General features: G+C 42.4%; 9 protein-coding genes. 3 read left to right on the top strand and 6 right to left on the bottom strand.

Features of this window, described 5'->3' with window-relative positions:
• From B071_RS0109990 to B071_RS0109965, 6 genes are all read right to left on the bottom strand, one after another.
• A partial coding sequence (locus B071_RS0109990; RefSeq protein WP_018526954.1) for a GNAT family N-acetyltransferase occupies positions 1-556 on the bottom strand: 556 nt, incomplete at its 3' end.
• A 666-nt stretch (positions 557-1,222) separates the two neighbouring features.
• On the bottom strand, positions 1,223-2,017 hold the full coding sequence (locus B071_RS19675) for a hypothetical protein (RefSeq protein WP_157703136.1): 795 nt from the start codon (positions 2,015-2,017) through the stop codon (positions 1,223-1,225).
• A gap of 117 nt (positions 2,018-2,134) precedes the next feature.
• Entirely contained in the window at positions 2,135-2,872 is a 738-nt protein-coding gene (locus tag B071_RS16985) for a hypothetical protein (protein WP_051075295.1), read from the bottom strand.
• Complete coding sequence (gene dgt, locus B071_RS0109975; protein ID WP_018526951.1) at positions 2,853-4,193, bottom strand: dGTP triphosphohydrolase; 1,341 nt, start codon at positions 4,191-4,193, stop codon at positions 2,853-2,855. Before dgt ends, B071_RS16985 begins: the two co-directional genes overlap by 20 nt.
• 141 nt (positions 4,194-4,334) lie before the next feature.
• Positions 4,335-5,162 carry an HNH endonuclease gene (locus B071_RS19200; protein WP_083914809.1) on the bottom strand — a complete coding sequence of 276 codons (828 nt, stop codon included), beginning with the start codon at positions 5,160-5,162 and terminating at the stop codon, positions 4,335-4,337.
• A gap of 482 nt (positions 5,163-5,644) precedes the next feature.
• Complete coding sequence (locus B071_RS0109965; protein ID WP_018526949.1) at positions 5,645-5,896, bottom strand: hypothetical protein; 252 nt, start codon at positions 5,894-5,896, stop codon at positions 5,645-5,647.
• Between the two features lie 133 nt (positions 5,897-6,029).
• Between B071_RS0109965 and B071_RS0109960 the strand changes: the two genes are divergently transcribed.
• Genes B071_RS0109960 through B071_RS0109950 form a run of 3 tightly spaced genes read left to right on the top strand, consistent with a single transcriptional unit; the run spans position 6,030 to position 6,707 of the window.
• Positions 6,030-6,227: a hypothetical protein gene (locus tag B071_RS0109960; RefSeq protein WP_018526948.1), complete on the top strand. Its 198-nt coding sequence runs from the start codon at positions 6,030-6,032 to the stop codon at positions 6,225-6,227.
• On the top strand, positions 6,224-6,463 hold the full coding sequence (locus tag B071_RS0109955) for a helix-turn-helix domain-containing protein (protein ID WP_018526947.1): 240 nt from the start codon (positions 6,224-6,226) through the stop codon (positions 6,461-6,463). The genes B071_RS0109960 and B071_RS0109955 overlap by 4 nt, the downstream gene beginning before the upstream one ends.
• Positions 6,464-6,467: 4 nt before the next feature.
• The gene (locus tag B071_RS0109950; protein ID WP_018526939.1) at positions 6,468-6,707 is read left to right on the top strand and encodes a hypothetical protein; all 240 of its coding nucleotides are present in this window, start codon (positions 6,468-6,470) and stop codon (positions 6,705-6,707) included.
• Positions 6,708-7,067 lie beyond the last annotated feature (360 nt).

Below are 7,067 nucleotides of genomic sequence, written 5' to 3'. Positions count from 1 at the left end.
TCAGTTCAGGTGACGGATCAGACCAGTCCTTCTTCAACATCGCGTACATGGCGTGATCGACGTAGTGGTCGTAGAGCCACTCTGCATCACGGATCACACCTTCCAGCGTGAATCCGAGACGCTCGGGAATCGCCCTGCTTCTGGCATTGCCGATAGCAGCAGGGATCTGGACTCGGTTGAGGTCGTATACGGCAAAAGCATGTGAGATCAAAACGCGGCAACATTTTGTCATGATCCCATGCCCCGCAGCGGCGCGAGCCAGCCAATAACCAATCTCCACGGACCGGTTGCTCCACCGAATAGGGTGGTACCCCACAACTCCGACGATCTTCCCTTGCAACAGGATGGCGCAGGTGAATCCCTGGTTGTCAGCCTCCTGCGACAGGGTTGCCTGGATGAATGACAAACTATCCTTTGGCGTCGTATTGGCGTCGAGCCATGGGAGCCACTCGCGGAGATGGGCGCGGTTTTCATCCATGACTTGGAATAGTTCTTCTGCGTCGTCCTCGCGAAGCGTCCGCAGTCTCACGGCATCGTCTATCTGCTTTTCAAACATTATCTTCTCCGTGTTGCCCGTCACGCGAACTGACCCGGGGCAGGGCGGGTGACGGATAATAAATGGGGCGCGACCCATATGGCTCTCGGGGTAACTCCGCTGGACTACCGACGAGCCAACGGTTGCGATGGTACTATAAGTTATCGCCTGTAGCAAAACCGGGATGATTACAAGCGTAGCGACTGCAATTTTCATGACAAAGAAAATATCAGGTTGAAGCAGTTGTTAGGCGAATTTTATTTTACAGATTGTATTACAAAATGCTTAAAATCGTAAACTAATTTGATAAAAAGACCTACGGATATAAGTGTGAAAACAAAGATGATCGAATCATAAATACCAAAATATGGTTTTATGAGATTGACATCCTTGATTACGACTTTTAAAAGTATGAATAGCAAAGGAACTGTAAAAATAATAACAGTGATAAATATTTTCTGCAATAAATCATGTAAAAGAGTTTTAGAATTATTTTTTTCTGATGTGATTGTGTAAAGCTTTTTAGAGAAGGGGGAGGATGCTATTATGGATAAGCTTGTGACTATAAACCCAATTATTATAGATTGAAAAGTAAAAATCAAAGAGTAGTAATATGCCAAATTATTGGCTGGTGTCAAATTTATTAGAAAAACAGACAAACCAATAGCAAGAAAAAATAAAAAATATTTAAGCCATAATTTCATGCGCTTTCTCCCTAAATTGTTCAAAAACAATACACTCATCATAAATACCGTTTTCTGGTGTATTAATCTCTATGACAATCCGTTTTAATAACGTTTCATTATTAAAGACATATTCTACACCTTTGTCTGATCTTCCAGAAATTATAAATGATGAATATGAAGATCTTTCTTGAAACAAATCCTCAAACTTTTTCCGTGTGATTACATCAAGAATTTTGTCTTTCGAGTAACTAAACTGAATAGTTGCAAGACTTGCTCCGTAACCAAAAATATCTTTAATAAGATTCTGATTTAAACTATGAGTGTTAAATAAACGGTCTGGCGAAGATGATAATTTCAATCCATTTATACTTTGCATATTTTTGATAAAATCATTAGAATCATATATGTTTTTCAGATGACACTTTACTCCAAAATGATAAAAAAAGTCCTCAATTAGGTTTGCTTTTTTTATGTTGTTAAACCAATAAACACTATTTTTGCTATCAATAACAATAAAAAGTTGTCTTGGTTCAACTTGATTAATTCCTCTTGGATTATCTTGATGTTCTGCAGTATCCGCGTCTAACACATATTCAGGCCGAGGCAATGCAGAACCATACTCAATGTATATATTAAAATACTCATTTATAATACTTACATGAAAAGAATGAAGAACTTTATTGAGGTTAAGACTAAAAGAATACTGTCCGTTTAATATGGTTTGGACAGTATTACCAGATAATAGCTCACCATTTAGATAGATAATTCTGCTATAAAAAGTAATTTTATCTTTCATATGTTTTCCTTTTCAGAGATAATCAATATAATATCCTGCTCCTTATTTCCTCGCCCCGAAGGGTGCGTCTAACACCTAGATGACCTGTGGTTTTGCGAAGCAAAGCAGCAGGTTGATCTATATATTAGGAAGCTTCTTTGAAGAAACAAGTTCTGACCGAATATCTTCCATGAAAGATTGAATCATGTCAGAGTCATATAAGACTGATCCAAAGTGCTTTTTCTGAACATCTTCTATAAAACTGGAAGATGGCTTATAGTGCTGAAGGATAAACAGCTTCAGATTGTCACTGACTTTCAGGTTCAACTTTTGGCTGTAGTAGATGGTGTTTACAATACAGAGGTCGTAATTTGCGTTTATTGGATAGCCAATATCTATTTCTTTATCTCGAAGAAACCTGGTGAAGTGATTGGAGAAATAGAACTTGTTCTCACTCAAAGAAAAGATGATGTTTGAGAAGTTGAAAAAGGCAGTCTGAAAAACGCCAACCCCTGGATAGAAATCAAACACCTTTTGGAACTTATAAGCCCAAGTATCTCTGATGTACCAGAGGTCTACTGGAATATCATCATAGAGTATCTTGTACCCACCAAAACTGTTCTTTCTGATCGGAACGTCTGCGAAATAGGTATCAATGTCGATTGGCTTTTCAAGGACTAAGTCTATGTCACGTATGTCTTCTCGTCCCAGAAAAAAGTCTCGAATTACGCCGCTAAAAATGAATATTGAACTTTCAGTTTCGATACGTCTGATTATCTGCAATAGACGACCGGGTAAGTTTTTATCGAGGTATGAACGAAAGTCGTCCACTCTAGAATGTATCATTCTTTCAATTTCAGATAATTTTCTGGCCATTTAGCCTCTGATACTGGGTCAATGCGAATTGATCGGTCATACCAGCGATGTAGTCAACTATAACTCTGAGTTTGTAGTACTCGTCAAGATCAACGAAACCAGATAACTCAGGATTTAGGCCCTTTTCCATTAGAGCCACTTTTAGAATGCTTTTTGATACCATAGGTTCAGCCCGCAGTCTGTACGCTTTATCGTGTCCGAGAAGCAGCGACGTATATTTCGTCAGAAGTCCTTTTATCACTGCATCACCGGTAAGTTCTAGCGACACAATTTCCCTATTTGAAAATATTCTTTTCTTGCAGAAAATCTTGAGAGAGTTATCTAGATCACTTCCATCCTCAACCAACTCTTTGCAATATACACCCTCTTCGATTTTTTCTAGATTGTCCACGAATCGATTAATGGACATTTCCGAGAGCTTTCCAATGACCAACAACCTAAACTTGGCGATTTTTGACGAGGCTGAAGTCTTTTCGCGATTGATATCTTTCAGTTCCTCACCAACATCTGATTTCTCTAGGTCAGAGACAATATCATTGAAGGTGTACCATCCCTTGTTGAACCCGTCTTCAATATCCATTGCTCTATAGCAAATATTGTCGGCGGCTTCAACAAGAAAAGACAATGGGTGACGTACAATAGCGCCATTCTTCTTCAATCCACAGTCAGTGACTATTTTTTCCAGGTATGCTGCTTCACTTTGGAACACCCCTCGTTTCCGTTGACCTATTTTATTCCTGACAATATTGCGGCTGTTCGGATACTTCATATAGGCAGCTAGCGTCGCTTTGGTCAGGTTGAGCCCATAGGTATCATCAAGAACCTGTAGTTTAGTGAGAATTCGGAACCCCTGTGCATTTCCGTCGAAATGAGTGAAATCCTCTTTTTGACGACGACTTAGTCGGCTCTTATGATTCTTGAAATAGCTCCGAAAGAAACTTTTGATACTCTCTTCACCAAAGTGGCCGAATGGTGGATTTCCAATGTCATGCACCAGAGCGGCTGACTGAAGAATCAGCGGTATGCTTCGCACTAATTCCTCAGTCTTCTGAGATGTCTTGCTTAGAAATTGTTTGTTCTGTGATAGCCGAATCCCTAGTGAATATGCCACGGCCAAAACTTCAAGTGAGTGTGTCAATCGACTGTGAATATTGTCATCTGTGGTAAGAGGCATCACTTGTGTCTTGTCGTGCAATCGTCTTATCGCCGGGCTGAAGATCACTCTACCATAGTCACTCTCGAACTCATTTCTCGGGTCGTTTGTCCTTACCCGTGTTGTAGGTCGAAGACGATCTTCATCCAAGTAGTCTTTCCAACTCATTAATCCCTCCGTTATCCTCTTATTGTACTGTCTTTCTAACGACCGCTTGAGCGGCGAGCCGTAATTGGCATGGAGTTTGCCCGCCGCTAGGCGGAAGGAGCAAACTCCATGACAATAGGCGAGTCCGCCTCGAAGCGTTTGTTATATTGTTTCTTTTCTCCATTCTCTATCATGATACCAAATCCAATTTGCATTTATACATTCGTCTTGATCGAAAATATGAATCGTTGCCGGATCAGGGAATTGATTAGTCAGATTTATTCCCCAACGTTCCATTCCGATATCGAAAATAAAGTAGGTACAATCACCATATTCAAATATTTTATATTTATAAATCACGCTTTCCTCGAATTCTTCATTTATTTTCTCGTATAAATCTATTCTATTTTTTAATTTTCCATTCATTATTGGCCACAATGACTTGAATATTCCTCTTCGCGCATAAATTCTAATGCCGTCATATTTAGAGGTCATTGCATTCTCATATTTATTTAATGCGATCAATTCAATTGCCATTTTCCCCAAGAAACGTCCTATTTGTTCGATTGATTTAGGTGAAATCACAAAGTTAAATGCGCTTTTTCTTCCTTCTATTATTTCATTAATTAAATTTCCATCATTGATATCTACAGAGATAGTGTTGTCTTCATGATAGGAAAATCCAATATTCTGATCGTGATACGCACTCGTTTGCGGAATCCGTCCCTTTTCTTTTTTAGGTTGAGATAAATCGATCGAAGGAAATTTGCCCTTTTTTGATTTAATGCCATACCAGACCTTCCAAAATGCAAAAGGGGTTTTGCTTAAAACATAATTTTCAATTTCTTTACCAAAGTAATTTTGACATGTATCACATATGCATTTACATATTAATGAGTCATTTCCGAGCGATTCGGGAATTACATGCTCTTCTGTATTAAATGGGCCTTTCGATGAGCAAAATATACATTTAAATACATGTGTGTTCATTCAATTCTCAATTTTGAGTCAATATAACAACAATTAGACAGCCCCGGATGATCCATTATCCCCGCGAACCCGTCATCCTAATCCCAAAACTTCCCGCTCGTAACAATCAAAAAATGCTACCATGGAAATACCCTAAAAGCCACCAAATAAGAGCTAGATCCCCCTATTACCTTTAGGAAATGTCTGCCTGCATCTGAGCGGCCGAGTCAGTTCAGGTGACGGATAACAGCAGCAAAAGAACCGGGCACCGGCCAGTTCCTGATTGTAACTGTTGGATGCCGATTTTTCCCGTTGATCAGGTGGTGTGTCGCGCAGGCGAACAGGCTCGCGATAGCGACAATCGCGAGCAATAATTTTGATATTTCCGATTTAAATCCTTAAATTAGTTGGAAAATTAAGAATTATTGTATCACGGTTTTTTTCAAGATTGATGGAGTTTTTTTGCCTAGCTTGCCGATAAGGAAACTGGATAAGAACAGGATTTACTCGGCATCCGATTTGGGCGCTTCTGGTGTAAAAAACAACGACTGATCTGCATTAGTATACATGCGCTCCCGAGCTTCTTCGATCCGGTCTTGGCGCTCTATCTTCTCTCTTGCTTCGGCCAGTAAGAAATTTACTGCTGCAGAATAGTCATTAAGGCCTTTCCTCTTTGAGAACTCCATGATCCATTGATAGGTCCCCGCGTCCACATTCACGGATTGTTTTACGGTATCTTTGCTCGCTCGTGGCATGCCCGCCTCCTTTGATATTTGATTCTAATATAACCCAGTACGCGGAAATGCGCAAATTATTTAAGAATTACGCTTGACATCGCGTCTACTGGGTTCTAACATATGATAAAAGAACCTATACAGGAGGGGTGCAATGCAAGACAAGAATGTTGCGATAGGCGGTGACATCTACGAATACGTCGCAGAGCAGGCGAAGCGAAATCATCGGACGATCAAGGGCCAGATTGCCTACATGATCGACCTTGTGCGGTCCGGCCACACCGATAAGACCCAAATCTTCCTTCCCGAGACCAAGGAAGAGCAGCAGAAAGTATTGGAGAGGATCAGATGAAAAAAACCAGCGGAGGCGCCCCACAGGAACGGCTTACCGTTGCCGAGGTTGCAGAGGAGCTTCGCGTCAGTCCTGATTTTGTCCGGAAGCAGTTCAAGCGTGGGTTGCCCCACATACGGCTGGGGGAGCGGATGTACCTGATCGACCGCGAAGACCTGGAGAGCTGGCTTGAATCCCAAAAAGTCAGAAATCCTCCCCCGAAGAAAAGCAGCGCCGGGCCGGCCGGGGCGGAGTAGCACCATGACCAGGAAAATATCTGTGACCATCAGCGACGGCATGTACGAGGCAGCCGTCAAAGAGGCCCGCAAGCAGGGTCGCAACGATGGCCGGAACGACGGGGTTGCGAGCCTCATGAGAGGCGCCCTGCGGGGACATCTCAGCAGAAACGGGTATTCGGTCGCGGAACTGGATGCGCCGGACTCTGAGACGCCTCCGGCTGGGCGGAAATCTGATGAACGGAAGACAGGAGGAAACGCATGACATTCGATCAGCTCCCCTCGGCGATTGAAGAATTGCAGACGATGGTTCGTGTCATTCTGGAAAAAAACAGTGTGGCTGAGTCCCTATCAGAATGGATGACCCTGAAGCAGGCTGCGGAACTCAAGTTTGGACCCGGGGGATACGACAGCCTCCGAAANCTGGACCGCCGNTATTACCCAAACTTCGGNGNATCCCATGCTGTCCTGCACGGCGGTCGTTACTCCCGGGCTTACCGCAGGGACGAAGTGCTGGCCTGGCTCTCCCTCACCGCAGAAGAAATCGACCGGCTCTATGAAGAACGACTGCGCTCCGAGAGCGCGGAAATGGCACGGGTAACCAGATGATGGGTGCAACCGGACG

Origin of the sequence: Alkalispirochaeta alkalica DSM 8900 (assembly GCF_000373545.1) — a bacterium.
Taxonomy (GTDB): domain Bacteria; phylum Spirochaetota; class Spirochaetia; order DSM-27196; family Alkalispirochaetaceae; genus Alkalispirochaeta; species Alkalispirochaeta alkalica.
This window is presented reverse-complemented; position numbering and strand designations above follow the sequence as displayed.